The sequence below is a fragment of the Tabrizicola sp. T46 genome (assembly GCF_057219895.1).
Genome location: NZ_JBXVVV010000001.1, coordinates 47,956 through 70,870 on the forward strand (window position 1 = coordinate 47,956; position 22,915 = coordinate 70,870).

A 22,915-nucleotide genomic window follows, 5' to 3' on the forward strand; every position below is an offset into this window, starting at 1 on the left:
CTCAGACCTTGTCCTTCTCGGCGGGGGTCACGTCCTTCGCCGCATCCGCCTTCTGCGCCTCGATCTCGGCAGCACCGTCATTCACGCCCTTCTTGAAGGCGGTAATGCCCTTGCCGACCTCGCCCATCAGCGCGCTGACCTTGCCCCGGCCGAACAGGACCAGAACCACCACCGCGATCAGCAGAAGCCCGGGCAGACCGATGTTGTTGAACATTGGAAAATCCTCCGATTCCGGCCCCGACCGGGACCTGCATTCCTGAACTGACCCCGTATTAGGATCACCGGGACCGCCCTTCCAAGAGCGAAGCCGCTTGGCATTTGCGGTCAACTGACAGTATTTTGTCAGTAAGTCCCCCGTCCGCCCCGGAATCCCCGATGAAACGCGACGCCCGCCTTTACGACATCGTCCAGGCCCTCCGCGACGGCCGGCTCCACACCGCCTCGGAACTGGCGGCGCGACTCGGCGTTTCGACCCGCACGATCTGGCGCGACATGGAGATGCTGGCCGCCTCCGGGCTTCCGATTTCGGGCGAACGCGGGCTTGGCTATCTCCTCCGCTCACCCCTGATGCTGCCACCGACGATGCTGACGCCCGAGGAACTCGAGGCGCTGGTCGAAGGGCTGCGGCATGTCGGGCAGGATGGCAACCCGCGCGCAAGGGCGGCGAGAAGCCTGCTCTACAAGGTGGCGACCCTTCTGCCCCAATCCGGGATCGAGGCGGAGGTGTAACGGGGACCAAAATCCTTAAGCAAGGATTTTGCCAAATTACTTCCTCAAGGAATTTGGTCCAACCCCGTTCATTGCTGACAGACCCTGTCAGTTGCCCCCTGCCATACCCGTCCCATCGCAACTGATGGAGAGACCGATGCGCATCCTTCACGCCCTCATGTTCACCCTCTGCGCCCTGCCCGCCGACCTTGCGGGCGCCGGCGGTGCCGACACGGTGCTCGAGGTTGTCAGCTTCCGCCTGACCCCCGGCACGACCGACGCGGCCTTCCTCGCCGCCGCCCGCGCGACCGAGGCGCCACTGCGTCGCCAGCCCGGCTTCCTTTCCCGCCAGCTGACCCGCGCCGGGGACGGCACATGGACCGACCATGTCACCTGGGCCTCGCTGCCGCAGGCGATGGCCGCGGCCGAGGCAATGATGGCAGACCCCGCCTTCGGCCCCTACGTCGCACTGATCGACCCCACCTCCATGCAGATGCGCCACGACACCATCCTCTGGCGGATGGATTGACCGAGGCCCGTCCCCCCGCCACCCTTCGCCCATGCGCCGCACCGACCGCCTCTTCGACCTCATCCAGATCCTGCGCGACGGGCGGCTTCACACCGCCCGCGACATGGCCGAGCGGTTGGAGGTGTCGACCCGCACGCTTTGGCGCGACATGGCGACCCTTATCGCCTCAGGTCTCCCGGTCGAGGGCGAGCGTGGCGTCGGCTACATCCTGCGTGAGCCGATCACCTTGCCGCCCCTGACCCTGACGCCGGACGAGGTGCAGGCCCTGACGCTCGGCCTCCAATTGGTGACCCACGGCGCCGACCCCTCGCTCTCGCGGGCAGCAGAAAGCCTTCGGGGCAAGATCGCCGCAGTGCTACCGGCCGGCCTGACCGATGACATCGGTCAGGAATCCTGGGTCTTCCCGGGGGATGAGGCGCTTGCCGCCGCCCGCCACCTTCCGGCGCTCCGCCGCGCGATCCGGCTGCACGAACGGGTGGTGATTGCCTATGTCGACGGCGCGGGCGGCCGGTCGGACCGCCCGGTCCGCCCGCTGGTGCTGGAATTCTGGGGCCGGGTCTGGACACTGGCAAGCTGGTGCGAGACGCGGGGCGACTTTCGCAGCTTTCGCGTCGACCGGATCGAAAGCCTGACCTTGACCGGGCAGATCTTTGCCGAAGAACCGGGAAAGACGCTGGCCGACTGGCGGCTACAGGCCGGATCGGGCAGCCTTGGTTAACGGTGCACGAAGGCCCCGCGCGTAGAGACACAAGGAAGACAGAAGGAAGACGCGGGCAAGACCGCCGCCAGATCCGAAAACCTGGGGATTAAGCCTGCGTTCTCAGTAGCTTGGTGTCCTGCGCCCGGATCGCTTCCTAGACCCCGAAGACAAAGCACCGATCCCGCCGGATCATCAGCCAAAGCACCGTCCCCGGTTTCGGCAGGAACACCCCCGGCACGCTTGCCGTCAGTTTCGCGCCTTCGAAGTCCATCGCAAAGTCGACCAGGCTCTCCCGCCCCAGATACCGGCTTCGCACCACCGTTCCCCGCGCCGGAACGCCCTCTTCCGGGGTCGGATTAGGGCCCCGGCCGCCCCGGTCAAAGTCGATCCTCAGGTGCTGGGGACGGATCACGATCTCGACCTTCGCGCCATCGGCATGGCCGGGCGTCAGGAACGCGCCAAAGGGCGTTTCGGTCAGCGCGCCTTTCGATACGCCCCGGATCACGTTGATATCACTGAAGAAAGCCGCCGCCGCCTTGTCCACGGGGGCGTTGTAGACGTTGTAGGGCGCGCCCTTCTGCACGATCCGACCAGCCCGCATCAGCGCGATCTCGTCGGCCATCCGCATCGCCTCGTCCGGCTCATGTGTGACCAGAAGGACCGCCGTCCCGGAGTCCTTCAGAAGCTCCAGCGTCTGGTCGCGGATGCCGTCGCGCAGGCGGTTGTCGAGGCCCGAGAAGGGTTCATCCATCAGCATCACGCGCGGTCGCGGCGCCAGCGCGCGCGCCAGCGCCACGCGCTGCTGTTCGCCCCCCGAAAGCTGGTGCGGATACTTTGGGCCAAAGCCGGAAAGCCCCACTTTTTCAAGTAGTTCCCCGACACGCCGGGCTTTCTCGGCCTTGTCGGTGCGCAGCCCGAACCCCACGTTTTCCGCCACCGTAAGATGCGGGAAAAGCGCGAAATCCTGGAACATCAGCCCAACCGACCGCGCCTCGGACGGGACCGAAACGCCCTGCCCTTCGACAAGCCGTCCGTCGATCCGAACCTCGCCCCGGTCGGCGCGGTCAACCCCGGCGATCATGCGGAGCGTCGTGGATTTCCCGCAGCCCGAGGGGCCCAGCAGACAGGTCACCTGCCCCGCCGCCACCGAAAGCGAGACGTCGTCAACCACCGCCCGCCCGCCGAAACTGCGGCCAAGGTGTTGAACTTCAAGGCGAACTGGCGCGTCGGGCATGAAACACTACTGATTTCGTCAGGCTTGAGGTATCAGGCCGCCCCGCCCCCGGCAAGGTCCCCGTCCGCGATCAAAGCGTGGTGTTGGTCGCGCCACCGTCCAGAAGGATGTTCTGCCCCACGATAAACCCCGCATGCTGCGAGCAGAGGAAGGCGCAGGTCGCCCCGAACTCGGCCGCCGTGCCGTAGCGGCCGGCGGGGATGGTGGCGCTGCGTTCGGCGATGACCTGTTCAAGGCTGATCCCCCGCGCTTTGACCACCGCGCCATCAAGGGCAATGGCGCGGTCGGTTGCATGGATGCCGGGCAGCAAGTTGTTGATCGTGATGCCTTTTCCGGCCACCTGCCGCGCCGTCCCGGCGACAAATCCGGTCAGCCCGGCGCGGGCGGAGTTCGACAGGCCCAGCGTCGCGATGGGCGCCTTGACCGAGACGGAGGTGATGTTGACCACCCGCCCCCAGCCCCGGTCCATCATCCCCGGCAGGACCGCCTGCATCAGCGCGATCGGGGTGAGCATGTTGGCGTCAAGCGCCTTGAGGAAATCCTCACGCCCCCAATCGGACCAAAGGCCGGGCGGCGGGCCGCCGGCATTGGTCACCAGGATGTCGAACGGCCCATGCGCCAGCACCGCCGCGCGGCCGGCCTCGGTCGTGATGTCCCTGGCAACGGTGACCACATCTACCTGGAAACGCTGGCGAATATCGGAAGCCGCCGCCTCCAGGGCTTCCGCCCCACGGGCGTTCATCACCAGGTCCACGCCCGCCTCGGCCAGCGCCTCGGCGCAGCCTCGCCCAAGCCCTTTCGACGAGGCACAGACGAGCGCCCGCTTCCCCCTGATCCCAAGATCCATCGCCTGACCCCCCATCCTCGAAGAGTCAGGCTAGCGGCAGGGCCGGAAAGACGCCAGAGCCCCGCGTCAGACCGAGTAGAAGAACTCTTCCCGCACGATCTTTCCGTCCTTCACATGGTAGACCGCGACTTCGCGGCCCTGGCTGCGCTGGCCGGTCGCCTTGTCGGTGGTGTCCATCCCGAAGATCACGGCAAAGCGGTCGTCTCCATGTACGAAGGGCCCCTCGATGCTGCCGCCGTGGAACTCGAAAGCGGATTCCCACCACGCGTGCTTGCCGAGGATCGCATCGACCCCGGTGACCGTGGTGCCTTCGCCCATGTCCATCGCCTCGACCGACACGGCGTCGGGGGCATAGAGCGTCTTGAGGTTGGCCTTCTCGCGGCCTTCGCGGCAGCCGGCGACCAGTTCGTTCGCTATCTCGTTCAGGGTCATGACATCCTCCAATGTTCCATTTATGTTCTCATCCTGCGCCACCGAAACGAGTCGTGCAAGCCCGCTTCTGTTGCGGTGCGCGCGCGGCCACCCTATAGACGCCCCATGACAAATCGTGCGCCCCTTCCGCCAGAAATCGCCCGTCGCCGGACCTTTGCGATCATCTCGCACCCGGACGCCGGGAAAACCACGCTGACCGAAAAGTTCCTGCTGTTCGGCGGCGCGATCCAGATGGCGGGCCAGGTCCGCGCCAAGGGCGATGCGCGGCGGACGCGGTCGGACTTCATGAAGCTGGAGCAGGAGCGGGGGATTTCCGTCTCGGCCTCGGCCATGTCCTTCGACTACCGGACCTACCGCTTCAACCTGGTCGACACCCCCGGCCACAGCGACTTTTCCGAAGACACCTACCGCACGCTGACCGCCGTCGACGCCGCGATCATGGTGATCGACGGGGCGAAGGGCGTGGAGTCCCAGACGCGGAAGCTCTTCGAGGTCTGCCGGTTGCGCGACCTGCCGATCCTGACCTTCTGCAACAAGATGGACCGGGAAAGCCGCGACACCTTTGCCATCATTGACGAGATCCAGGAAAACCTGGCGATCGACGTGACGCCGGCAAGCTGGCCCATCGGCATGGGGCGCGAGTTCATCGGGGCCTATGACCTGCTGCATGACCGGCTGGAGATCATGGACCGCGCCGACCGCAACAAGGTGGCGGAATCGATCAAGATCGACGGCGTCGACGACCCCAAGCTGGCCGAGCATATCCCGGCGGAGTTGCTTACGAAGTTCCACGAAGAGTTGGAAATGGCGCGGGAGCTGCTGCCCGCCTTTGATCGCGCGGCGTTCCTGAACGGCTCGATGACACCGATCTGGTTCGGGTCGGCCATCAATTCGTTCGGGGTGAAGGAACTGATGGACGGCATCGGCGAATACGGGCCAGAGCCGGAACCGCAGAAGGCTGCCGAACGGCAGATCGATCCCTCGGAGCCGGCGGTCACCGGCTTTGTCTTCAAGGTCCAGGCCAACATGGACCCCAAGCACCGTGACAGGGTGGCCTTTGTCCGCCTCGCCTCGGGCCATTTCGAACGTGGCATGAAGCTGCACCATGTGCGTTCGAAAAAGCCGATGTCGATCACCAACCCGGTCCTCTTTCTTGCCGCCGACCGCGAGCTTGCCGAGGAAGCCTGGGCTGGCGACATCATCGGCATCCCGAACCATGGGCAACTGCGCATCGGCGACGCGCTGACGGAAGGTGAGACGCTGCGCTTTACCGGCATCCCGAGCTTTGCGCCGGAACTCCTCCAGTCGATCCGGGCAATGGACCCGATGAAGGCCAAGCACCTGGAAAAGGCGCTGATGCAGTTCGCCGAGGAAGGGGCCGCCAAGGTGTTCAAGCCGATGATCGGCTCGGGCTATATCGTCGGCGTCGTCGGTGCCCTGCAGTTCGATGTGCTGGCCAGCCGGATCGAGCAGGAATATGCCCTGCCCGTCCGCTTCGAAGGGTCGAACTTCACCAGCGCCCGCTGGATTTCCGGCGACAAGGCCGAGATCGAAAAGCTGGTCAACGTCAACAAGGGCCACATCGCCCATGACAGCGACGGGGACCTTGTGTTCCTTACCCGCCTGCAATGGGACATCGACCGCGTGGTCCGCGACTATCCGGGCGTCCGCCTTACGGCGACCAAGGAGATGATGGTCTGAGGTCCACCGATGCGTGAAGCGTCGGGGGTTCGGGGGCCAGTATCGGCGCGGCGCGCCAGCCGTGGTCCGGCGAGGCCTTGTGCAAGGTGACCAGACGCATCAGGCCGGGCGCCTTCGTGCACCCTTCCGAGGTGACGACAATGTCAGACGTCCCGGGGTGAAACCCCCTGCCGATCCGCACCACCGCCACTTCACCCGCGGCAAGGGCCGGGCTCTGTCCCAGAAGGACCTCCCCCGTCGTCTCGATCCGGTAGCGCACCCGGCGGCACCCTTCCTCGGGCGCGCGGAGCAGAAGGCCATAGGACTTGTCTTCAGCCAGCGCAGCGATCTGGACGATATGAGGGCATGGTGCCCGGGTACAGGTGTCGGAATGGGCGCTGCCGGCCAGGAGCGTAAGCAGGCCAACGCCTGCAAGCATTCGTTGCATAATGAGTCATCCTGAAAAATGGGTCGTTCAAATGAGGGGCAGCATGCGCCTGATCGGGCCATCCGGCAAGGTTTTCTTGCCCCGCCTTGACCCACGGACCCTTTTTCTGTTATGCGCGACGCGCGGCCAAACGGGCCGAGACGCCGGGGCGCCCGGAAACTTGCGTCCCATCATTCATGCGGTCCGATACCGCATCCATAGGACGCTTATGACCAAATTTTCCGACCTCGCGCTGGACCCGCGCGTGCTGCAAGCCGTCACCGAAGCCGGCTACGAAACCCCGACCCCGATCCAGGCCCAGGCCATCCCCGAAGCGCTGAAAGGCCGCGACGTCCTGGGTATCGCCCAGACCGGCACCGGCAAGACGGCAAGCTTCACGCTGCCGATGATCACGCTTCTGGGCCAGGGCCGTGCCCGCGCCCGGATGCCGCGCTCCCTCGTGCTGGCGCCGACTCGCGAGCTTGCCGCCCAGGTGGCCGAGAACTTCGATGTCTATGCCAAGCACACGAAGCTGACGAAGGCGCTTCTCATCGGGGGCGTGGCCTTCGGCGAACAGGACAAGCTGATCGACCGTGGTGTCGACGTGCTGATCGCTACCCCCGGCCGGCTTCTGGACCATTTCGAGCGTGGCAAACTCCTCCTCACCGGTGTGCAGATCATGGTGGTCGATGAGGCTGACCGGATGCTCGACATGGGCTTCATCCCGGACATCGAGCGGATCTTCCAGCTGACGCCCTTCACCCGCCAGACGATGTTCTACAGCGCCACCATGGCGCCCGAGATCGAGCGGATCACCAACACGTTCCTCACGAACCCCGCAAAGATCGAAGTGGCCCGGCAGGCGACGACCTCGACCACGATCACGCAAAGTCTGATCGAGGTGAAGCCGGCGCGGAAGGACCGCAGCTTCGGCGACAAGCGCGCCGTTCTGCGCGCGCTGATCAAGGCGGAAGGCGAGGCCTGCACCAACGCAATCATCTTCTGCAACCGCAAGATGGATGTGGATGTGGTGGCGAAGTCGCTGAAATCGCACGGGTTCAATGCGGCGCCGATCCATGGCGACCTTGCGCAGTCCGAACGGATGAAGACGCTGGACGCCTTCCGCGACGGGACGCTGCACCTTCTGGTCGCCTCGGATGTGGCGGCGCGCGGCCTTGATATCCCGGCGGTGAGCCATGTCTTCAACTTCGACGTGCCCTCGCACCCCGAAGACTACGTCCACCGCATCGGCCGCACCGGGCGGGCGGGGCGGCTGGGCAAGGCCTTCACTATCGCGGTGCCTTCGGACGACAAGTATCTCAAGGCGATCGAAAGCCTGATCAAGGCCGAGATTCCGCGTGGTGCCCTGCCGGAAGGCTTCGCGCCCAGCGAGGATGATGGCCGTCCGGAGCGTCCGCGCGAAGAGCGCAAGGGCCGTGACCGCGACCGTGGCGGGCGGGGCCGTGACCGGGAACGTCCGGTGAAGGCGCATGACGAAGTGGCCCCGATGGAGCCGATCGTCGTAGCGTCCGTGGTTGAGCCAGTCGCCGAGACGGTCGAGCCGATGCGCGAAGAGCGCCGCGAAGAGCGTCGGGGGGACCGCCGCGACCGCCGCGAACCCCGCCCCGAGCAAAGGACGGAGTCCCGCGGGGAACGTCGTGATCCCCGAGATGACCGCCGCGACCATCGCCGTGACCGCGACCTTGGCCCCGCCGTCGTTGGCATGGGCGACCATGTGCCGGATTTCATCCTGCGCAGCTTCGCCCTGACCCAGGCCCCGACCGAAGAGGTCGAGGAAGCCGCAACCGGTACCGAAGGCTGACCCGCCTCCTCGTGCGCCTTCGTCTTCTCGTCGGCCTTGCGCCGGCGAGGAGTGACGAAGTCGACGACGAGCGGGTCGCAGGGGCTATTCGGCCACGAGACGGCTGACGACCACGGTGACCTCGGGCTTCTTGCCGATCTCTTCCATCGCAACCTGGCGCACGAGCTTGCGGACTTCTTCCTCAAGCTTGGTGTCATCCTTCAGAAGCTTGCGGCCGGCGCGGTCGGCGAACTCGGCAAGGTCGGCCTCCATCGTCTCGCCCAGGGGGCGCCCGCCACGACCGGTGGGCGGCAGGCCCATAAGCTCGACCCAGGGTTCGCCCATCGGTGTGTCGGATTCGTCGAGGATCACGGTCACCAGCACATGGCCGTTCAGCGCCATCCGGATGCGGTCCCGCACCACCCCGTCGAGGGCACCGATCAGCGCCGTCCCGTCTAGGTAAAGTCGCCCCGTCTCGACATATTCCGCGACCTCGGGAACGTCGCCCGTAAGGTCCAGCATCGTCCCGTTCGGCGCCACGGCGGCCGCGATCCCGGCTTCGGTCGCGATGCGGACATGTTCGGTCAGGTGACGGTGTTCGCCATGCATCGGCACCAGCATGTCCGGCAGGATCAGCCGGTGGACATGTTCCAGGTCCGGGCGGTTTGCGTGGCCCGAGACATGGTACTTGCCGCCCTGGTCGTCGATGACCTGCACACCCTTTTCCGAAAAGGCGTTCCAGACCCGCAGGACGTCACGCTCGTTGCCCGGAATGGTCTTCGAGGAGAAGAGGAAGGTATCGCCCTCTTTCAATTCGATCCCGAGGTACTTGCCGCGGCTCAGCTGTGCCGCCGCCGCGCGCCGTTCGCCCTGGCTGCCGGTGACGAGGAGCATCAGGTTCCGGCGCGGCACCTCCAGCGCCTCTTCCGGCGTGACGGTTTTCGGAAAGCCGGACAGGACCTCGGCCTCTTCGGCGGCCGTGAGCATCCGTTTCATCGACCGGCCGAGAACACAGATCGTGCGGTCGGCGCCGCGCGCGGCCTCAGCAAGGGTCTTCAGCCGGGCGACGTTCGAGCCGAAGGTGGTGGCAACGACCATCCCGCTCGCGCCCCGGATAAGGTCGGTCAAAGCAGGGCCAAGGCTGCTTTCGGACCGTCCCTGATGCGTCGAGAAGACGTTGGTGGAATCGCAGGTCATCACCTTCACGGGCCGCTCGGCGACGATATCGGCGATGCGCGCGTCATCCCAGGCCTCGCCCACCACCGGGTTGTGGTCGATCTTGAAGTCGGCGGAATGGAAGATGCGCCCCGCCGGCGTGTCGATCACCAGGGCCGAGCTTTCGGGGATCGAATGCGAGACCGGGACGAACTGGACCTTGAACGGTCCGACCTCGACCGCTGCCGGACGCGGCTCCACCGTGACGATCTGGTCCTTCGGAAGGCCTGCCTCGTCGAACTTGAGCTTCCCGATCGTCGCGGTGAAGCGGCGGCAGTAGACCTTCTTCTGGAGTTGCGGCCAAAGCGGTGCCAAGGCCCCGATATGGTCTTCATGCGCATGGGTGATGAAGATCGCCTCTAGCCGGTCAAGCTTGTCATGCAGCCAGCTGACATCCGGCAGGATCAGGTCGACCCCGGGCGAGGTGTCCATGTCCGGGAAGGCGACGCCGAGGTCGACAAGGATCAGCCGCTCCTTCCCCGCCGGGCCGTAGCCGAAGACATAAGAGTTCATGCCGATTTCACCGGCACCGCCGAGCGGAAGGTAGATCAGGCGGTTCGCGGTCATGGATGGTCCTTGTTGTAGGCGTTGATGAGGACGAGGCCGTGCATGGTCAGATCGTCCTCGATGCTATGAAATAGCTCGGTTCCCTGCGCGAACAGGGAGGCAAGGCCCCCCGTCGCGATGACTTTCATAGGCTGGTCGCGTTCGCGCCGGACTTCGCGCACGATGCCTTCGATCAGCCCGATATAGCCCCAGTACACGCCCGACTGCATGCAGGCTACGGTATTCGTGCCGATCGCCTTCGCGGGTTTCGCCACGTCGATATGCGGCAGGGCGGCGGCGGCCATGTGCAGCGCCTCGAGGGAAAGGTTCACGCCCGGCGCGATCACCCCGCCGACATAGGCACCGTCATGGTCCACCACGTCGAAGGTGGTGGCGGTGCCGAAATCGACGACGATCAGGTTGCCACCGTGGCGGTCATGGCCGGCGACGGTGTTCACGAGGCGATCGGGGCCGACCGTGGTGCCCTGGTCGACACGCGGCGGGACTGGCAGCTTGCAGTCGGGCTTGCCGACGACCAGCGGGCGGCAGCCGAAATAGCGGTCGCAGAGGACCCGCAGGTTGAAGACGACGCGCGGGACGGTGGAAGAGATGATCGCCTCGGTCACCGTCACCTCGACCTTGCGCATGGTCATGAGCGAAGAGAGCCAGACGAAGTATTCGTCCGCCGTGCGTTTGTGGTCGGTCGCGATGCGCCAAGTGGCGATGAAGCGGGTGCCGTCACAGATCGAGAAGACGGTGTTGGTATTGCCGCAGTCGATGGCGAGAAGCATCTCAGGCCCCCAGTGATGCGCGGGGGCCAAAAATTTTCGACGAAAATTTTTGGCCGGGACAGGTCAAAAGAACACCTCGGCGGCGGGGATGGCAAGTGTGCCCTGGGGTGTCCTGAGGATCAGGTTGCCACCTTCGTCGATCGTCTCGAAGAGGCCCTCGCGCGTCGTCTCTCCGGTCCGGGCGCGGACCCTTTCGCCGATGCGAGCGGCATGGGCCAGCCAGGCTTCGCGCAAGGGGCCGAAGCCTTGGGTGGTGAAGGTGGTCTCCCAGGTGGTATAGGCAGGCGCGAGGGCGTCAAGAAATCCTTCGGGCGTGATCCGAAGGCCGGTTTCCTGAAGCAGCGAGACGGGCGGAGTGGCGCCAGGCTCAACCTCTGTGGCGTCTGGGGCGGCGATCAGGTTCACCCCGATCCCGATGCAGAGGACCGGATCCGGTCCGGCGAGGCCCTGGGATTCCAGAAGGATCCCGGCAAGCTTGCCGCCGTTGCAAAGGACGTCGTTCGGCCATTTCAGGGTGAAGCTTGCTGGAAGGCCGGTCAGCGTGACGAGTGCATCGCGAAGGGCCAGGGCGGCGGCGAAGGACCGCAGCGCGACAGTCTCGGGCGGCTCATGCGGCTTCAGGACCAGCGTGCCATGGAAGTTGCCGCGCGGGCTGTTCCACGGCCGGGACCGGCGGCCGCGCCCTGCGGTCTGGAGCCCGGCGATGATCCAGGTGGGGCCGGAAAGCGCAGGCGCGCGCCGGAAGCCCTCGGCATTGGTGCTGTCGATTTCGGGCAGGACGATGCGCCCTGCCCTCTTGCCGTCAGCGGACAAGCGCTTCGGCGGCCAGTGCCGCGGGGGCCTCGATCCCGAAGAGGTTCACGATCCCGATGACCATGATCGCCGCCACGCCGACGAGCATCGCCCATTGCACCGGGGCCATGCGGCTTTCGACCGGGTCCTGTTCGGCACCGAAATACATGAAGTAGACGATGCGCAGGTAGTAGAAGGCCCCGATGACCGATGCGATGGCACCGGCCACCGCCAGCCAGACCATACCCGCATCAACCGCCGCCTTCAGCACGTAGAACTTGCCGAAGAAGCCGACCATCGGCGGGACACCGGCCAGCGAGAACAGAAGGACCAGCATGGCCAGCGCCTTCAGGGGTTCCTTCTTGGCGAACTGGTTCAGGCCGGCGATGTCCGACACCGGCCGCCCGTCCCGCTCCATCGACAGGATGAAGGCGAAGGTGCCGATGTTCATGGTGACGTAGATCGCCATGTAGATCAGCGTCGCCTGCACCCCGTAGGCGGTGCCGACGGCAAGGCCGATCAGGGCATAGCCCATGTGGGCGATCGAGGAATAGGCCATCAGCCGCTTGATGTCGCGCTGGCCGATCGCGGCGGTGGCCCCAAGGAACATCGAGGCGACAGCCAGGCCCGCCAGCACCTGGCCCCACTGGCCCGGCACACCACCGAAGGCGTCCTGCACCAGCCGCGCGATCAGGGCCATGGCGGCAACCTTTGGCGCGGTGGCGAAGAAGGCGGTCACGGGCGTGGGCGAGCCTTCGTAGACGTCGGGCGTCCACATGTGGAAGGGCACCGCCGAGACCTTGAAGGCAAGGCCCGCGAGCATGAAGACAAGGCCGAAGAGAAGGCCCAGGGGCACGCCGTCCTGCACCGTGGAGAGGATGCCCGCGAACTGGGTGGTTCCGGCGTAGCCGTAGACCAGCGAGGCCCCGTAAAGAAGAAGCCCCGAGGACAGCGCGCCGAGGGTGAAGTACTTCAGACCCGCCTCCGAAGACTTCGCGCTGTCGCGGCGAAGCGAGGCCACGACGTAGAGGGACAGCGACTGCAGCTCCAGCCCCATGTAAAGCGTGATGAGGTCGGCCGAGGAGACCATGACCATCATGCCGACCACGGCCAGCGTCACGAGGATCGGGTATTCAAAGCGCAGGAGGTCGCGGCGGGCCATATAGTCCTGGCTCATCACCAGGACGGCAGCTGCGGAGATGAGGATGGTTACCTTGGCAAACCGCGCGAAGGGATCGTCGGTGAAAAGGCCGTTGAACACGGTCCGCGCGCCCTCGCCCGTGCCGCCGATGTAGAGCGCCAGCGCAACGAACAGCCCCGCTGTCGCCCAGACCAGCGTGGGGGCAAGCCTGTCCTTGGTCGTGTAGACCCCGACCATCAGCGCGGCCATTGCATATCCCGAAAGGACGATCTCGGGCAGCAGTGTCTGGAAATCGGCGGAGGTCATTCCGAATGTCCTTCGTTCAGGGCCAGTTCCGCCGGGTCAGCGGGCAGAGCGGCCTGGTAGTCGGTGACAAGGGCGGTGACAGAGGGCCCGATGATGTCGGTCACAAGGCTCGGGTAGACGCCCAGGATCAGGGTCATGGCGATAAGGGGGGCGAAGATCGCCTTCTCGCGGCGGTCCATGTCGGTGATCGACTTCAGCGCCTCCTTGATCAGGTCGCCGAAGACGACCCGGCGGTAAAGCCAAAGCGCATAGGCGGCCGACAGGATCACCCCGGTGGTGGCCACGGCGGCAACCCAGGTGTTGACCTGGAAGATGCCCATCAGCGTCAGGAACTCACCGATGAACCCGCTGGTCCCCGGCAGGCCGACGTTTGCCATGGTGAAGAACATGAACACCAGCGCATAGGCCGGCATCCGGTTCACGAGGCCGCCATAGGCATCAATCTCGCGCGTGTGCATCCTGTCGTATATGACGCCGACGCAAAGGAAGAGCGCGCCGGAGATGAAGCCGTGGCTGATCATCTGGAAGATCGCGCCATCGACGCCCTGCTGGTTGGCGGCGAAGATGCCCATGGTCACGTAGCCCATGTGGGCGACGGACGAATAGGCGATCAGCTTCTTCATGTCGGTCTGCGCCAAGGCGACCAGCGAGGTATAGACGATGGCGATGGCCGACATCCACAGGACCAGCGGCGCCATCACGTCCGACCCCACCGGGAACATCGGCAGCGAGAAGCGCAAGAAGCCGTATCCCCCCATTTTCAGCAGGATCGCGGCCAGCACCACGGACCCCGCGGTCGGGGCCTGGACGTGGGCATCGGGCAGCCAGGTATGCACCGGCCACATCGGCATCTTCACCGCGAAGCTGGCGAAGAAGGCGAGGAACAGCATCGTCTGCAACCCGCCCACGACCTGGAAGCCGAGAAGGCTGAAAGTCTCATGCCCGAAGTCGTGCTGCAGAAGCTGGACGATGTCGGTGGTGCCTGCGTCCAGATACATCGCGATCATCGCGACCAGCATCAGGACCGACCCGAGGAAGGTGTAGAGGAAGAACTTGAACGCAGCGTAGATCCGGTCCTTGCCGCCCCAGATGCCGATGATCAGGAACATCGGGATCAGGCCCGCCTCGAAGAAGAGGTAGAAGAGGACAAGGTCCAGCGCCATGAAGACGCCCAGCATAAGCGTCTCGAGCACCAGGAAGGCGATCATGTATTCCTTCACCCGATGCTCGACGTTCCAGCACGACCAGATCGTGATCGGCATCAGGAAGGTCGTCAGCATCACGAACAGGATCGAGATCCCGTCCACGCCCATCTTGTAGGTCAGGCCGAGGATCCATTCCCGCTCTTCGACGAACTGGAACCCGGTGTCGGAAGGGTCAAAGCGGAAGAGGATGAACAGCGAGATCAGGAACGTCGCGCTGGTGGTGAAGAGCGCAAGCCACTTGGCCCCCTGCCGCGCCGCCGCATCGTCGCCGCGCATGAAGAGCGCCAGGATCACCGCCGCGACCAGCGGCAGGAAGGTGATGATCGAGAGAAGCTGGTTTTCCATGGATGCGCCCTTACTTCGCGCCGCCGAAGATCGTCATCCAGGTCACCAGGATCACGATCCCAAGGACCATCGCGAAGGCGTAATGAAAGAGGTAGCCGGACTGTGCGCGCCCGGCGAGGCGGGTGAAGAAGGGGATGATCCCCATCGCCACACCGTTAAGCGAGCCGTCGATCACCGCCCCGTCACCCTTCTTCCAGAGGAAGCCCCCCAGCCATTTGGCGGGGCGGACGAAAATCCAGTCGTAAAGCTCGTCGAAGTACCACTTGTTCAGAAGGAACAGGTACAGCGGGCGCTGCTGCTGGGCGAGGCGGCGCGGCAGGCTCGGGTCCTTGATGTAGAAGAGCCAGGCCATCGCGAAACCGATCAGCATCGCGATGAAGGGCGAAACCTTGACCCAGGACGGCACCAGGTGGGCCGCGTTGATCATCGTGTTCGGCGCGTGCTCGGCCTTTTTCACCTTGGCGGCATCAAGGCGCGTCTCGACTGCGGCCTGTTCCTCGGGAGTGAAGGGCAGCATCACCAGCGCCCCCTGCGGCGGTGCATTCGCGGTTATTGCCGCATGGCCAGCGACCTCTGTGCCGGTGTCACCATGGGCTGCGGTCGCGGCAGCCTCGCCCCCGGCCGGGGCGGCCTCGCCTTCGGTCGCGCCGGCCGTGCCTTCGGCCGGTGCGGCCTCAGTCGCATGGTCCTCGGTAGCAGCGTGTTCGTCGCCATGCCCCTCGGCATGGGCGATCTGTTCCATCCCGAACCAGTCGCGGACCGCCGTGTCCTCACCAAAGAAGACCTTGTACCAGAGCATCCCCGAAAAGATCGCGCCGAGTGCAAGGACGCCCAGCGGGATCAGCATGACCATCGGGCTTTCGTGCGGCTCGTGGTGGCCGTGACCGTGGTCATCATGACCATGCCCCTGCGCATCGTGGCCGTGACCGTGCGCGTCGTGCCCGTGTGCCCGGCTCTCGCCATAGAAGGTCATGAACATCAGCCGCCAGGAATAGAAACTGGTGAAGCAGGCAGCGACCACGAGCAGCCAGAAGGCAAAGTCCGACCCGACATAGGCGCTTTCGATGACGGCGTCCTTCGACAGGAAACCCGCGAACCCGTAATGCGTCAGAGGAATGCCGACCCCGGTGATCGCCAGCGTCCCGATCAGCATTGCGGCGAAGGTGTAGGGGATCTTTTTCCGCAGGCCGCCGTAGTTCCGCATGTCCTGCTCATGGTGCGTCGCGTGGATCACCGAGCCCGCGCCAAGGAACAGCATCGCCTTGAAGAAGGCATGGGTGAAGAGGTGGAACATCGCCACCGAATAGACGCCGACACCCGCGGCCACGAACATGTAGCCCAGCTGCGACATGGTCGAATAGGCGATCACTCGCTTGATGTCGTTCTGCACGAGGCCGATGGTCGCCGCGACAAAGGCCGACAACGCCCCGATCACCACGATCAGCGACGAGGCATCGGGCGCGTATTCATAGACCGGCGACATCCGGCAGACGAGGAACACGCCCGCCGTCACCATCGTCGCCGCGTGGATCAGCGCGGACACCGGCGTGGGGCCTTCCATCGCATCCGGCAGCCAGGTGTGCAGGATCAGCTGCGCCGATTTCCCCATCGCGCCGATGAAAAGAAGCACACCGACCAGGTTTGCCGCATTCCACTCGGTCCAGAGGAAGGTCAGGTTCGTCTCGGCCAGCGCCGGCGCGGCGGCGAAGACATCATCGAAGCGGACAGAGTCGGTGAGGTAGAAGAGCGCGAAGATACCCAGCGCAAAGCCGAAATCGCCCACCCGGTTGACCACGAAGGCCTTGATCGCGGCGGCATTGGCGCTGGCCTTGCGATAGTAGAACCCGATCAGCAGGTAGGATGCGACGCCCACCCCTTCCCAGCCGAAGAACATCTGGATCAGGTTGTCCGCGGTCACCAGCATCAGCATGGCGAAGGTGAAGAACGACAGGTACGCAAAGAAGCGCGCCTTGTAATGCTCGCCCTCGTGCCAGTTGTCGTCATGCGCCATGTAGCCGAAGCTGTAGAGGTGGACGAGCGCCGAGACCGAGTTAACCACGACCAGCATGATCGCGGTCAGTCGGTCCAGCCGGATCGCCCATTCGCTTCCCAACGTGCCGCTTTCGATCCAGCGCAGGATAACGATGCGCTGGGTTTCGCCGTCAAAGGTCAGGAAGATGTACCAGCTCAGCGCAGCGGCCAAGAAGATGAGCGAGGTCGTGATGACCTGCCCGGCCTTCTCGCCGATCAGCCGCCAGCCGAAGCCGCAGATGATCGCCCCGACCAGAGGGGCAAAGAGGATGATCGTTTCCATCTGGTCAGCCTTTCATCACGTTCACGTCTTCCACCTCGATCGTGCCGCGGTTGCGGAAGAACACGACGAGGATGGCAAGGCCAATCGCGGCCTCAGCCGCCGCGACGGTCAGGACGAACATGGTGAAGACCTGCCCCACCAGATCGCCCGAGAAGCTGGAGAAGGCGACGAGGTTGATGTTGACGGCGAGAAGCATCAGCTCGATCGACATCAGGATCACGATCACGTTCTTCCGGTTGAGGAAGATCCCGAAGATCCCGATGACGAAAAGCGCTGCCGCCACCGTCAGGTAATGTTCAAGTCCCACCATCGTCTCGTTCCCTCGTGGCCGTATGGCCTTTTCGTTCCGTTCTGCCTTGCGCTGTTGACTTAATTCTGCGCGCCCGGACTGTCTGGATAGAAGATTTTGCAACCACACATTGCGTCAAACTCCCGACGAGCCTTGCGGGATTTTGCGTAGCGACGATGTGGCTCCATCTCAGGGTAAACACCACCCATCTCGAGCCACTCCATCCTGCTTACATTGTCGCTTCTTAGGTCACTTAGAATATCAGATGACCATTTGTAACCAGCAGCTTTTGCCGCCGCGGTTACACTTTCCGCAGTGGACTGACTTGAAATCCCAACCGCGCCGAAGGGCGGCTGAATGTACTTGATCAGGAGGTCACCTCCTAGCATCAGATAGTCACCATCATCGACCGCCTGCTGGATTGCCTGTTCATAGACACCGTCGACGCTTACTGACTCCCCCGTAGTGCAATCGACGAAATGGAGTTTCTCCTGATAGGGGCAGCTCATGCTCGACACGATCAATTGCCCTGTTCTTCCATTGCCAAAGTCCATGACGGGTCGTCCGCTCCATTGACCGGTCACCCCGAACGCCGAGAAGCTACAGTCGCCAGCGCTTTGGCGCGGGTTTGGCTCGAGCACAGAAAAAACTTCAGAGCAGGCCAAGGCTGAGCCAGGGAGGGACACAAACAGCAAGACCGTCGTCAGACGAAGCCGCGTCATCACAACCCCTGCCCCGGCTTGACGTCCTTCAGCTCCATCGCCTTGGCCGGGTCGCGCCACATCTGTTGCAGCACGTTCTGCCGCTTGACGTCCTTGCGGTGCCGCAGCGTCAGAAGGATCGCGCCGATCATCGCGACCAGAAGGATCAGGCCCGCCAACTGGAACAGAAGGAAGTAGCGGTCGTAAAGGATCAGCCCCAGGGCCCGGGTGTTCTCGACCTCGCTTGGCGAGGGCGTCACGGCCTGCCGCAGACCTTCGGCCTCGGGTGCCGCCGACCAGACGCCGACACCGATGGCGATCTGCATGACGAGGACAAGGCCGATCAGGAGGCCCAGAGGCATGTAGCGCGCAAGCTCGCCCTTCAGGCTGGCAAAGTCGATGTCCAGCATCATCACGACGAACAGGAACAGCACCGCCACCGCGCCGACATAGACGATGACCAGAAGCATCGCCACGAACTCGGCCCCCAGAAGCACGAAAAGGCCCGAGGTGGAGAGGAACGCGAGGATCAGCCACAACACCGAATGCACCGGGTTGCGGCTGATCGTGACCATCAGGCCCGCCGATACCGTCACGACGGCGAACATGTAAAAGGCAAATTCGGCGGCAGTCATGCGTCCTTCTCCTCAGACTTTTCGGCGACTTCGGCGAAGACCGCCTGAGCCTGCTCAAGCGCCTTCTGCGTGGCGGGCAACCCGCCGAACATCGACATCTGCCAGATCACTTCGGCGATTTCCCGTTTCGTGGCCCCGGCGGACAACGCGTTCTTGATCGTCAGCCGCAACTGCGGCTCCCCGACCGGTCCCAGCACGGTCAGCGCCGCGATTGTGACAAGGAACCGCGTCCGCGCATCCAGGCCTTCGGGGTTGAAGGTCTTGCCGAACCACATCTCCAGAAGCTCTTTCGGCATGGTCGGAAAGAACTTTTCCATCGCCTTCGCGTCGAAGCTTTCCATGCCCGGCATGAAGGCCTGGGCCATTTTCTGGCCCTGCTCCATCCAGGCGGCAAACATCTTGGCGAGGTCGTCGGTCATGGGCGCTATGGGGGCTCAGCGGTAGGGCGCGTCGATTTCAAGGTTCCGGGCGATCTCGGCCTCCCAGCGCTCGCCGTTCTGAAGGAGTTTTTCCTTGGTGTAGAACAGTTCTTCGCGGGTCTCGGTCGAGAATTCGAAGTTCGGGCCTTCGACAATGGCATCGACCGGGCAGGCCTCCTGGCAGAAGCCGCAGTAGATGCACTTCGTCATGTCGATGTCATAGCGCGTGGTGCGGCGGCTGCCGTCCTCGCGCGGTTCGGCGTCGATGGTGATCGCCTGCGCCGGGCAGACGGCTTCACAGAGCTTGCAGGCGATGCAGCGCTCCTCGCCGTTCGGATAGCGGCGCAGCGCATGTTCACCGCGGAAACGGGGGGAAAGCGGCCCCTTCTCATGCGGGTAGTTCACGGTCGTCTTCGGCGCGAAGAAGTACTTCATCCCCAGGCCGAAACCCTTGATGAAGTCCATCAGGAGGAAGTAGCGGGTCGCGCGGTTCCAGTCGATGTTGCTCATCCGTCAGCCTCCAACCGCCCAGCGAGCCCAGAAGCCGCCAAGCACCTCGAATTTCGCCAGGAACGCCACCAGCACGACCCAGCCCAGTGACAGGGGCAGGAACACCTTCCAGCCGATCCGCATCAGCTGGTCATAGCGGTAGCGGGGGACGATGGCCTTCACCATGGCGAACATGAAGAAGAAGAGCCACATCTTGGCGACCATCCACCACCAGCCGTCGGGCAGGCCGGGGATGGGCGACAGCCAGCCGCCGAAGAAAAGAAGGCTGATCAGCGCGCACATCAGGAAGATGGCGATGTATTCGCCCGCCATGAACAGAAGGTAGGGGGTGGAGGAGTATTCCACCATGAACCCGGCGACGAGTTCCGATTCCGCTTCCGGCAGGTCGAAGGGCGGGCGGTTCGTCTCGGCCAGGGCAGAGATGAAGAACAGCACCACCATTGGCAGGTGCGGCAGCCAGTACCAGTTGAACAGGCCCCAGTCCCCGTCCTGCGCGGCGACGATCGCGCCAAAGTTCATCGCCCCGGTGGAGATGATGACACCTATGATGATCAGGCCCAGCGACACCTCGTAAGAGATCATCTGCGCCGCCGACCGCAAGGACCCAAGAAACGCGTATTTCGAGTTCGAGGCCCAGCCGCCCATGATCACGCCATAGACCTCCAACGAGGAGACGGCGAAGACGAAGAGGATCGCCACATTGATATTGGCCAGGACCCAGCCGTCATCGAAGGGGATCACCGCCCAGGCGAGGATCGCCAGCACGAAGGACAGCATCGGCGCCAGGAAGAACACCGGACGGTCGACGCCCGCCGGGATCACGATTTCCTTGACGACATACTTCAACGCGTCGGCCACCGATTGGAGCAGGCCGAAGGGGCCCACCACGTTCGGCCCCCGCCGCATCTGCACCGCAGCCCAGATCTTCCGGTCGCCGTAGACGAGGAACAGCAGGCTGATCATCACGAAGGCCACGATCAGAAGCGCCTGTGCCGCGATCAGCACCAGCGTTCCGAACCCCGTGGAAAGAAACTCCGTCATCGCCGTCCCTCTTGTCCTTCCGCCGGTTTCCCGGCCGCCGTTCCTCTGGCACCTCCGCCCGGGCCGCGCAAGCCCCGAACGCGGCGCATCCCGCCCAAACGACGGGTCATTCTGCCGCTAGCGGGGCCGAAGCCCGCGCCTTGGCCATAGCCGAAAGCTCTGCCATCACCTGCGAGGCGCGGGCGATCGGGTTCGTCAGGTAGAAGTCCTTGATCGCGTTTCGGAAAGTGGCCTTGCCCATCGCCCTGACCGGCAGCGCAACCCACGCATTCTCCGCGACGTCGTCAATCCGGCCCAGATGCGGATGCGCCTTCACAAGCGCGCTCCGCAAGCCGGCAAGGCTGTCCCAAGGCAGGGTCGCACCCAGCTCGGCCGAAAGCGCCCGCAGGATCGCCCAGTTCTCCTTCGCTTCGCCCGGCGCGAAACCGGCGCGGAGCGCGAGTTGGGGCCGCCCTTCTGTGTTGACGAAGAGGCCGTTCTCCTCGGTCCAGGCGGCACCCGGCAGGATCACGTCTGCGCGGTTTGCGCCCCGGTCACCATGGCTCCCCTGGTAGATCACGAATGGACCCGGCGCGATCTCGACCTCATCGGCACCAAGGTTGTAGATCACCTCGGCCCCCTCGGTGGCCGCAGCAAGCCCGCCCTCGGTCACCGCGCCCACATCCATCGCGCCGACGCGCGAGGCCGCCGTGTGCAGGATCAGAAGCTTCGAGTTCGAGTTCTCGGCCAGCTTCATCGCATGGGCCAGCACCGCCTCGCCATCCGCCTCGTTGATGGCCCCCTGACCGACGATCACCAGCGTAGGCTTGGCCTTGGTCTCCTCGCTGATCGCCTGGCCCGACAGCTTCTCCAGCGCCGCGCGATCGGTGCCGACATGGACGTAATCATATGTCAGATCAACGGCTTCGCCCACCAGCCCGACCGTCGCCCCAAGGCTCCAGGCCTTGCGGATGCGCGCGTTCAGGACCGGGGCCTCGACGCGCGGATTGGTGCCGATCAGCTGGATCATCTTGGCGCTGTCGATATCCTCGATCGTCGCCGTGCCGACATAGGCCGACCGGTTGCCGGCAGGCAGCTTCGCGCCATCCGTCCGGCATTCGATATGCCCGCCCGCGCCTTCGACGAGCTGTTTCAGGCTGAAGACCGCCTCGACCGGGGCCAGATCGCCGACCAGTGCCGCGACCTTCTTCCCCTTCATAGCCGCAGCCGCAGCCGCCAGAGCCTCGCCCCAGCTTGCCTTTCGCAGCTTGCCGTTCTCGCGCACATAGGGCACGTCCAGCCGCTGCCGGCGCAAGCCATCCCAGACAAAGCGGGTCTTGTCGCTGATCCACTCCTCGTTCACGCCGTCATGGTTGCGCGGCAGGATGCGCATCACCTCGCGCCCCTTGGTGTCGACGCGGATATTGCTGCCAAGGGCGTCCATCACATCGACCGTCTCGGTCTTGGTCAGCTCCCAGGGCCGGGCGGTGAAGGAATAGGGCTTCGAGGTCAGCGCCCCGACCGGGCAAAGGTCGATGATGTTGCCCTGCAGGTTCGAATCCAGCGTCATGTTGAGGTAGCTGGTGATCTCGGCATCCTCACCCCGGCCCGTCTGGCCCATCTGGGTGATCCCCGCGACCTCGGTCGTGAAGCGCACGCAGCGGGTGCAGCTGATGCAGCGCGTCATCGTCGTCGCCACCAGCGGCCCAAGGTTCAGGTCCTCCGACGCCCGCTTCGGCTCGCGGTAGCGGCTGAAATCGACGCCATAGGCCATCGCCTGGTCCTGCAGGTCGCATTCGCCGCCCTGGTCGCAGATCGGGCAGTCGAGCGGGTGGTTGATGAGCAGGAACTCCATCACCCCTTCCCGCGCCTTCTTGACCATCGGCGACTTCGTCTTCACCACCGGCGCCTCGCCGTTCGGCCCGGGCCGCAAATCGCGCACCTGCATCGCGCAAGAGGCCGCGGGTTTCGGCGGCCCGCCCACGACCTCAACGAGGCACATCCGGCAGTTCCCGGCGATCGACAGGCGTTCGTGATAGCAGAAGCGCGGAATCTCGATCCCGGCGACCTCGGCCGCTTGGATGATGGTCATCGCGCCATCGACCTCGACTTCGATGCCGTCGATGCTGATCTTCTTGAGGTTAGACATGGGCCCGGTCCTTCCGCAGCAGCCCGAGAAGCGCGTCACGCAGCCGGGCGAAAAGCCCCGCCTGGCGCGTGCCGGGGGCTGCCTGTTTCGTCCTATCCTGTTCGAATGACAGGTGTTTCACACGCGCGTCGATCTCGCGCATCTGGAGCTTGGGGTCGAGGTTACCGTAACACATGGCC

General features: G+C 64.5%; 24 protein-coding genes. 5 read left to right on the forward strand and 19 right to left on the reverse strand.

The window, feature by feature from the left end:
• Position 1: 1 nt before the first annotated feature.
• Complete coding sequence (locus tag AC2D9V_RS00210; RefSeq protein WP_484712017.1) at positions 2-214, reverse strand: twin-arginine translocase TatA/TatE family subunit; 213 nt, start codon at positions 212-214, stop codon at positions 2-4.
• A 161-nt stretch (positions 215-375) separates the two neighbouring features.
• Between AC2D9V_RS00210 and AC2D9V_RS00215 the strand changes: the two genes are divergently transcribed.
• The 3 genes from AC2D9V_RS00215 (at position 376) to AC2D9V_RS00225 (ending at position 1,955) form a co-directional block, all read left to right on the forward strand.
• Positions 376-729, forward strand: a complete 354-nt coding sequence (locus tag AC2D9V_RS00215) for a helix-turn-helix transcriptional regulator (RefSeq protein WP_484712018.1) — start codon at positions 376-378, stop codon at positions 727-729.
• A gap of 136 nt (positions 730-865) precedes the next feature.
• Positions 866-1,237, forward strand: coding sequence for a hypothetical protein (locus AC2D9V_RS00220; protein ID WP_484712019.1), 372 nt, complete (start codon positions 866-868; stop codon positions 1,235-1,237).
• A gap of 31 nt (positions 1,238-1,268) precedes the next feature.
• Complete coding sequence (locus tag AC2D9V_RS00225) at positions 1,269-1,955, forward strand: helix-turn-helix transcriptional regulator (RefSeq protein ID WP_484712020.1); 687 nt, start codon at positions 1,269-1,271, stop codon at positions 1,953-1,955.
• A gap of 136 nt (positions 1,956-2,091) precedes the next feature.
• Here the strand turns inward: AC2D9V_RS00225 and AC2D9V_RS00230 are convergent, their stop codons facing one another.
• The 3 genes from AC2D9V_RS00230 to AC2D9V_RS00240 form a co-directional block, all read right to left on the reverse strand.
• Positions 2,092-3,171 carry an ABC transporter ATP-binding protein gene (locus tag AC2D9V_RS00230; RefSeq protein ID WP_484712021.1) on the reverse strand — a complete coding sequence of 360 codons (1,080 nt, stop codon included), beginning with the start codon at positions 3,169-3,171 and terminating at the stop codon, positions 2,092-2,094.
• Positions 3,172-3,241: 70 nt separating this feature from the next.
• On the reverse strand, positions 3,242-4,018 hold the full coding sequence (locus tag AC2D9V_RS00235) for an SDR family oxidoreductase (protein ID WP_484712022.1): 777 nt from the start codon (positions 4,016-4,018) through the stop codon (positions 3,242-3,244).
• 66 nt (positions 4,019-4,084) lie between these two features.
• On the reverse strand, positions 4,085-4,450 hold the full coding sequence (locus AC2D9V_RS00240) for a SnoaL-like domain-containing protein (RefSeq protein WP_484712023.1): 366 nt from the start codon (positions 4,448-4,450) through the stop codon (positions 4,085-4,087).
• 105 nt (positions 4,451-4,555) lie between these two features.
• On the opposite strand from AC2D9V_RS00240, the gene AC2D9V_RS00245 reads away from it, so the two are divergent.
• On the forward strand, positions 4,556-6,151 hold the full coding sequence (locus AC2D9V_RS00245; RefSeq protein WP_484712024.1) for a peptide chain release factor 3: 1,596 nt from the start codon (positions 4,556-4,558) through the stop codon (positions 6,149-6,151).
• Here AC2D9V_RS00245 and AC2D9V_RS00250 read toward each other — a convergent pair.
• The gene (locus AC2D9V_RS00250) at positions 6,123-6,569 is read right to left on the reverse strand and encodes a hypothetical protein (RefSeq protein WP_484712025.1); all 447 of its coding nucleotides are present in this window, start codon (positions 6,567-6,569) and stop codon (positions 6,123-6,125) included. The genes AC2D9V_RS00245 and AC2D9V_RS00250 overlap by 29 nt on opposite strands.
• Before the next feature lie 217 nt (positions 6,570-6,786).
• Here AC2D9V_RS00250 and AC2D9V_RS00255 point away from each other — a divergent pair, with 217 nt between their 5' ends.
• Entirely contained in the window at positions 6,787-8,379 is a 1,593-nt protein-coding gene (locus tag AC2D9V_RS00255) for a DEAD/DEAH box helicase (RefSeq protein ID WP_484712026.1), read from the forward strand.
• An 84-nt stretch (positions 8,380-8,463) separates the two neighbouring features.
• Here the strand turns inward: AC2D9V_RS00255 and AC2D9V_RS00260 are convergent, their stop codons facing one another.
• From AC2D9V_RS00260 to AC2D9V_RS00325, 14 genes are all read right to left on the reverse strand, one after another.
• Complete coding sequence (locus AC2D9V_RS00260) at positions 8,464-10,140, reverse strand: ribonuclease J (RefSeq protein ID WP_484712027.1); 1,677 nt, start codon at positions 10,138-10,140, stop codon at positions 8,464-8,466.
• Positions 10,137-10,910 carry a type III pantothenate kinase gene (locus tag AC2D9V_RS00265; protein WP_484712028.1) on the reverse strand — a complete coding sequence of 258 codons (774 nt, stop codon included), beginning with the start codon at positions 10,908-10,910 and terminating at the stop codon, positions 10,137-10,139. Before AC2D9V_RS00265 ends, AC2D9V_RS00260 begins: the two co-directional genes overlap by 4 nt.
• Positions 10,911-10,973: 63 nt before the next feature.
• Entirely contained in the window at positions 10,974-11,723 is a 750-nt protein-coding gene (locus AC2D9V_RS00270) for a biotin--[acetyl-CoA-carboxylase] ligase (RefSeq protein WP_484712029.1), read from the reverse strand.
• A complete protein-coding gene (nuoN, locus tag AC2D9V_RS00275) occupies positions 11,713-13,149 on the reverse strand; it encodes an NADH-quinone oxidoreductase subunit NuoN (RefSeq protein ID WP_484712030.1) in 1,437 nt (478 codons plus the stop codon). Before nuoN ends, AC2D9V_RS00270 begins: the two co-directional genes overlap by 11 nt.
• Positions 13,146-14,699, reverse strand: a complete 1,554-nt coding sequence (locus tag AC2D9V_RS00280) for an NADH-quinone oxidoreductase subunit M (protein WP_484712031.1) — start codon at positions 14,697-14,699, stop codon at positions 13,146-13,148. The genes nuoN and AC2D9V_RS00280 overlap by 4 nt, the downstream gene beginning before the upstream one ends.
• 10 nt (positions 14,700-14,709) lie before the next feature.
• Complete coding sequence (gene nuoL, locus AC2D9V_RS00285; RefSeq protein ID WP_484712032.1) at positions 14,710-17,013, reverse strand: NADH-quinone oxidoreductase subunit L; 2,304 nt, start codon at positions 17,011-17,013, stop codon at positions 14,710-14,712.
• A gap of 4 nt (positions 17,014-17,017) precedes the next feature.
• Positions 17,018-17,323 (reverse strand): NADH-quinone oxidoreductase subunit NuoK, encoded by a 306-nt coding sequence (gene nuoK / locus AC2D9V_RS00290; protein WP_103258174.1) that lies wholly within the window; start codon positions 17,321-17,323, stop codon positions 17,018-17,020.
• 59 nt (positions 17,324-17,382) lie between these two features.
• Positions 17,383-18,024 carry a hypothetical protein gene (locus AC2D9V_RS00295; protein WP_484712033.1) on the reverse strand — a complete coding sequence of 214 codons (642 nt, stop codon included), beginning with the start codon at positions 18,022-18,024 and terminating at the stop codon, positions 17,383-17,385.
• Positions 18,024-18,638 carry an NADH-quinone oxidoreductase subunit J gene (locus AC2D9V_RS00300; protein WP_484712034.1) on the reverse strand — a complete coding sequence of 205 codons (615 nt, stop codon included), beginning with the start codon at positions 18,636-18,638 and terminating at the stop codon, positions 18,024-18,026. The genes AC2D9V_RS00295 and AC2D9V_RS00300 overlap by 1 nt, the downstream gene beginning before the upstream one ends.
• Complete coding sequence (locus AC2D9V_RS00305) at positions 18,635-19,057, reverse strand: carboxymuconolactone decarboxylase family protein (RefSeq protein WP_484712035.1); 423 nt, start codon at positions 19,055-19,057, stop codon at positions 18,635-18,637. The genes AC2D9V_RS00300 and AC2D9V_RS00305 overlap by 4 nt, the downstream gene beginning before the upstream one ends.
• Before the next feature lie 15 nt (positions 19,058-19,072).
• Positions 19,073-19,567 (reverse strand): NADH-quinone oxidoreductase subunit NuoI, encoded by a 495-nt coding sequence (nuoI, locus tag AC2D9V_RS00310; protein ID WP_484712036.1) that lies wholly within the window; start codon positions 19,565-19,567, stop codon positions 19,073-19,075.
• 3 nt (positions 19,568-19,570) lie between these two features.
• Entirely contained in the window at positions 19,571-20,608 is a 1,038-nt protein-coding gene (gene nuoH / locus AC2D9V_RS00315) for an NADH-quinone oxidoreductase subunit NuoH (protein ID WP_484712037.1), read from the reverse strand.
• 106 nt (positions 20,609-20,714) lie between these two features.
• A complete protein-coding gene (nuoG, locus tag AC2D9V_RS00320; RefSeq protein WP_484712038.1) occupies positions 20,715-22,736 on the reverse strand; it encodes an NADH-quinone oxidoreductase subunit NuoG in 2,022 nt (673 codons plus the stop codon).
• Entirely contained in the window at positions 22,729-22,911 is a 183-nt protein-coding gene (locus tag AC2D9V_RS00325) for a hypothetical protein (protein WP_484712039.1), read from the reverse strand. The genes nuoG and AC2D9V_RS00325 overlap by 8 nt, the downstream gene beginning before the upstream one ends.
• Positions 22,912-22,915: the final 4 nt, after the last annotated feature.

Excerpts from the sequence above, each read along its gene's own strand:
- AC2D9V_RS00210 (WP_484712017.1), bottom strand. The coding sequence starts at position 214 with ATGTTCAACAACATCGGTCTGCCCGGGCTTCTGCTGATCGCGGTGGTG.
- AC2D9V_RS00215 (WP_484712018.1), top strand. The coding sequence starts at position 376 with ATGAAACGCGACGCCCGCCTTTACGACATCGTCCAGGCCCTCCGCGAC.
- AC2D9V_RS00220 (WP_484712019.1), top strand. The coding sequence starts at position 866 with ATGCGCATCCTTCACGCCCTCATGTTCACCCTCTGCGCCCTGCCCGCC.
- AC2D9V_RS00225 (WP_484712020.1), top strand. The coding sequence starts at position 1,269 with ATGCGCCGCACCGACCGCCTCTTCGACCTCATCCAGATCCTGCGCGAC.
- AC2D9V_RS00230 (WP_484712021.1), bottom strand. The coding sequence starts at position 3,171 with ATGCCCGACGCGCCAGTTCGCCTTGAAGTTCAACACCTTGGCCGCAGT.
- AC2D9V_RS00235 (WP_484712022.1), bottom strand. The coding sequence starts at position 4,018 with ATGGATCTTGGGATCAGGGGGAAGCGGGCGCTCGTCTGTGCCTCGTCG.
- AC2D9V_RS00240 (WP_484712023.1), bottom strand. The coding sequence starts at position 4,450 with ATGACCCTGAACGAGATAGCGAACGAACTGGTCGCCGGCTGCCGCGAA.
- AC2D9V_RS00245 (WP_484712024.1), top strand. The coding sequence starts at position 4,556 with ATGACAAATCGTGCGCCCCTTCCGCCAGAAATCGCCCGTCGCCGGACC.
- AC2D9V_RS00250 (WP_484712025.1), bottom strand. The coding sequence starts at position 6,569 with ATGCTTGCAGGCGTTGGCCTGCTTACGCTCCTGGCCGGCAGCGCCCAT.
- AC2D9V_RS00255 (WP_484712026.1), top strand. The coding sequence starts at position 6,787 with ATGACCAAATTTTCCGACCTCGCGCTGGACCCGCGCGTGCTGCAAGCC.
- AC2D9V_RS00260 (WP_484712027.1), bottom strand. The coding sequence starts at position 10,140 with ATGACCGCGAACCGCCTGATCTACCTTCCGCTCGGCGGTGCCGGTGAA.
- AC2D9V_RS00265 (WP_484712028.1), bottom strand. The coding sequence starts at position 10,910 with ATGCTTCTCGCCATCGACTGCGGCAATACCAACACCGTCTTCTCGATC.
- nuoN (WP_484712030.1), bottom strand. The coding sequence starts at position 13,149 with ATGACCTCCGCCGATTTCCAGACACTGCTGCCCGAGATCGTCCTTTCG.
- AC2D9V_RS00280 (WP_484712031.1), bottom strand. The coding sequence starts at position 14,699 with ATGGAAAACCAGCTTCTCTCGATCATCACCTTCCTGCCGCTGGTCGCG.
- nuoL (WP_484712032.1), bottom strand. The coding sequence starts at position 17,013 with ATGGAAACGATCATCCTCTTTGCCCCTCTGGTCGGGGCGATCATCTGC.
- nuoK (WP_103258174.1), bottom strand. The coding sequence starts at position 17,323 with ATGGTGGGACTTGAACATTACCTGACGGTGGCGGCAGCGCTTTTCGTC.
- AC2D9V_RS00295 (WP_484712033.1), bottom strand. The coding sequence starts at position 18,024 with ATGACGCGGCTTCGTCTGACGACGGTCTTGCTGTTTGTGTCCCTCCCT.
- AC2D9V_RS00300 (WP_484712034.1), bottom strand. The coding sequence starts at position 18,638 with ATGACTGCCGCCGAATTTGCCTTTTACATGTTCGCCGTCGTGACGGTA.
- AC2D9V_RS00305 (WP_484712035.1), bottom strand. The coding sequence starts at position 19,057 with ATGACCGACGACCTCGCCAAGATGTTTGCCGCCTGGATGGAGCAGGGC.
- nuoI (WP_484712036.1), bottom strand. The coding sequence starts at position 19,567 with ATGAGCAACATCGACTGGAACCGCGCGACCCGCTACTTCCTCCTGATG.
- nuoH (WP_484712037.1), bottom strand. The coding sequence starts at position 20,608 with ATGACGGAGTTTCTTTCCACGGGGTTCGGAACGCTGGTGCTGATCGCG.
- nuoG (WP_484712038.1), bottom strand. The coding sequence starts at position 22,736 with ATGTCTAACCTCAAGAAGATCAGCATCGACGGCATCGAAGTCGAGGTC.
- AC2D9V_RS00325 (WP_484712039.1), bottom strand. The coding sequence starts at position 22,911 with ATGTGTTACGGTAACCTCGACCCCAAGCTCCAGATGCGCGAGATCGAC.